Here is a 353-nt window from a genome sequence, read left to right as displayed (position 1 = left end):
GCGCTGGAGGGCTTAACGGTCGTGTTCGGGATGGGTACGCGTGGAACCCCTCCGCCATCGCCACCAAACAGGATTTTTGCGCTGTCTTCGCTTCGATGATTACTCACCAGCAAAAGATCCATCCTTAGAAAGGACATGCAGCTTAAAAATCAGTCCAGATGTTTGATCACCTGAAAACTAGATACGAAACGAATTTGTGTGTTTAGAAATGGTCTCCGCAGTCCTTACTCCGTTGCAAAGCGTAACGCTTCCGAAGCAAGTTTCCCTACGGTAAACTTTTTAGGATAAGCCCTCGACCGATTAGTATTGGTCAGCTCCATGCATTGCTGCACTTCCACCTCCAACCTATCTAC

At 48.2% G+C, this 353-nt stretch carries 1 rRNA gene; it reads right to left on the bottom strand.

From position 1 onward, the window contains the following. Positions 1 to 68 (bottom strand): 5S ribosomal RNA (gene rrf / locus KJS65_RS29565); the annotation flags it as partial. Positions 69 to 353: the final 285 nt, after the last annotated feature.

It is taken from the genome of Paenibacillus sp. J23TS9 (assembly GCF_018403225.1).
Taxonomy (GTDB): domain Bacteria; phylum Bacillota; class Bacilli; order Paenibacillales; family Paenibacillaceae; genus Paenibacillus_AQ.
Note: the sequence above shows the minus strand (reverse complement) of the source record. Positions and strands in the feature narration are given on the sequence as shown.